This window comes from Pseudomonadota bacterium (assembly GCA_030859565.1).
In the GTDB taxonomy this organism is placed as follows: domain Bacteria; phylum Pseudomonadota; class Gammaproteobacteria; order JACCXJ01; family JACCXJ01; genus USCg-Taylor.
The window spans coordinates 1-2,901 of record JALZJW010000256.1 but is presented as its reverse complement, the minus strand read 5'-3'; the positions used below and the strand labels follow the sequence as shown (position 1 = coordinate 2,901).

Annotated in this window: 3 protein-coding genes; all 3 read left to right on the top strand. The window is 58.5% G+C overall.

Annotated features, from left to right (window positions below; genetic code table 11):
* On the top strand, nucleotides 1-388 hold a 388-nt coding region (locus M3436_20400), incomplete at its 5' end, for a hypothetical protein (GenBank protein ID MDQ3566332.1).
* Nucleotides 339-896, top strand: coding sequence for an SMC-Scp complex subunit ScpB (locus tag M3436_20395; protein ID MDQ3566331.1), 558 nt, complete (start codon nucleotides 339-341; stop codon nucleotides 894-896). The genes M3436_20400 and M3436_20395, both read left to right, overlap by 50 nt.
* A 336-nt stretch (nucleotides 897-1,232) precedes the next feature.
* Nucleotides 1,233-2,901, top strand: a 1,669-nt coding sequence (locus M3436_20390; GenBank protein ID MDQ3566330.1) for a hypothetical protein, incomplete at its 3' end; no start/stop codon positions are given.

Here is a 2,901-nt window from a genome sequence, read left to right as displayed (position 1 = left end):
GATGAAGGTGCTTCTCGGCTACATCATCGTGTTGGCGTCGGTGCCGACAGTGCATAAAATTCTCACTTTTGGAAACATTGACGCGACAATCGAGGCATACAATTGGCGGCTCGGATGGTCTCTCATTCTATGTATCCCGCAGCTTGTGGTTGTCTTGATGGCCATGCGCTACGTGCGGCAGATGCCAGTATTCTTTTTGCTCTCGGTTGCCGCAATTGCCTGGCACATTGCGGCGAGTGTTCGAAAATACCTGCGTGTTGGCTTTGACCCGCGCATAGACTTCGATTTGGAGCCTTTCCGCTTTCTCGTACTGGCGGCGGTATTGGCTGTACCATTCTATGCTGCGTATCGCATTCTGTGCGGTGGGCAACCTCAAGTTACGCGATAAGGTACGCGATAAAGGGACGGACTCTCAGTGGCTTCCCATTTACGAGGGCCGGAGTTTCACGGTCGATGGGCTCCGCGAGAAAGTGCGGGAGTTTTACCGCGAAGAGGTCAGGGGCGAAGCTCGCGCGGCGGCCGCGCTGACCAACGTGGAATTGATTACTGCGCTCTTGGAATGCAATCGGCAGCTCGGGGTGGCTGGGCTGCAGATGCGCATCATCAACGGAGTTGTTTCACCGCTCACAACAAAGGTGGAAAACCAACGCCTGGCCGAATACCTACGCGAGCAGACTGGCGCGAGCGGGAATCCGGAGCTGACAACAGCGACTCTCGAGGTGCTCGGCTGCATCGTCTTCAAGCAGCCGATCAGTCAAGCGGAAATCGACCGGCTCTTTGCGGCCGACAAGCGCGCCTGGTCGTCAAGCTGCGGGATTTGCGGCTGGTGGAAGAGTTCGCGGGCGAGGACGGACGGTTGCGGTTTGCCACGACGGAGGTGTTTATGCAGCTTTTAGCCTGACAAACCTGGCGGAGGTAGCCAGCGCGTGGCAGTGCTCCGCCTGATTAGGACTGATCACTCCACAAGAAGCGAGAGAGTGGCCGCGTGCCGAGACGACCAGCGAGAGGTTCCGCGGCGTTGCGCCGTTTAGTTTGATCTGTGGCGCAGGACCGACGCGGTGCGATCTCCGCGTCGCGTAATCCGATTCTCTGAACATTTTTGTTGACGTTCCTCAACATACCGTCGAGTTGTCTCGCCCCGCCGCCCCCCCCAGCGCCACCACATCGCTGGTTTTCGAACTCCCCTGAACCCCGCCCCACGGAACATTCCCCTTCCGTATCGAACTCCCCTTATGAAATCACGTCCCTTTCTCACCTTCGGCTTCCGCCTTCTCACCCTTCTCCTCTTGCTCTTTTCCTCGCTGCCGGCGGCCGCCCAGGACGGCCACTGGACCCTTGAGGCCGTGCTCTCTTGGGAGGGCAATGCCGATTACGGGCTTACCCTCTCCACCCCGAGCGGCTACGTCGATCCCGATGAGAGCTCCGAAGGCTTCACTCACGGCGGCGACGTGAATTGCGCCACGGGAGGCATCGGCCCCGAAACGATCAGCGGCACCGGCGGTGGCCAGGGTGGGTATCACTTCGAGGGGTTCTGGTGGCGGAACTGCCCGGGCGGTATCCGGCCGAGCGGGGTTGCCCTTACCGCAAAGATCACCGCGCACCGGCGATTGACGATCAACGGGCAGAGCTTCGCGCCCGGTGCCGTGTTCGAAAGGACCGTCTACCCGGACGACGCGGGGGATCTCATCATTGACGTCAGGATCCAGTTCGCGCGAGGAGAACTCGCTGTTGATGCTAACCGAGACGGAGTAGTCAGTTTCGACCAGGATAACACGACGGAACAGCAAGCTCACCGGTTTTGGGTCAACAACGACCACGACACCAAGGACGGAGACGGCGAGGGAGAAGAGCTTTCCGGCGACGAGGATAGCGCGGATAACCGCATCCAATCGAGACGCGATCTTGAGGACTTTGCGCGACTCGACATTTTTATCGGCGACTTGCACGAAGCCATCGTCAACGGCCAAAGGAAAGTGGGGCTTAAGTGGAAGAACACGAACGGCACAGCACCGTCGATGAAGGTTTGGCGGAACTTGTCACCAGGCGGCGGCAGCGAGTATCTGACCGATGATGCTGTAGCCGCTCAGCACGTGAGTCAGCTAATCAACCCGGGACATGTGCAGGGGACGGAAACGTACGTAATACCGCAGCAGTTTTGGCAGGATGCGGGACTGAGCGCGAGCCAGCCAAAGGGCCATTTGTTGTTTGAAGGTGTTACCGAAGGCACAGGGCAACTGACCCTCGTCTTCCAGGACGCGCAGGGCCAGGAGATCGGCGAAGAGCCAGGACCTTGGCTGAACTTGAAGAACATCAGGAAGATGTATCAACGCGGCAAAGCGCAGCCGGAGGATATAGACGCGCCGAATGGCAATATCGTCGGGCCATTCACGGGACCAATGTCGTACGTCGATGACCCGTGGAACTGGCCTTTCGAGGCTGACCCGAACGAGGAGAACAAAGCCGTGATCTTCGTCCACGGCTGGAGCATGGATTACCCCAACTATCTCAACTTCAGCGAAACGATGTTCAAGCGACTCTGGCACCAAGGCTTTAAAGGCCGCTTCTGCTCGTTCCGGTGGGATACGCTCGTCGTAAGTCAAGTGTGGGATATCGATGTGAGCGCCGGGGAATATAACCGCAGCGAGCATCGGGCGTGGCTTTACGGGGAATCGCTTCGGCAGTTTGGCGATGCGATTAAAGGAGACGGTTTCACCGTTAGCCTGATCGGGCATAGCATGGGCAATGTCGTCTGCGGCTCGTCTCTGCAAGTAGGACTGGGTGTTCAGCATTATGTTCTCATGGAAGCTGCGGTTCCGGCAGGATCTTTCGACACTAGCGGCGACAACGGTGCCGGTGGAGTCAATGACTACGCGCGGTTCTGGAACGCCGAGGTGGGTGAAC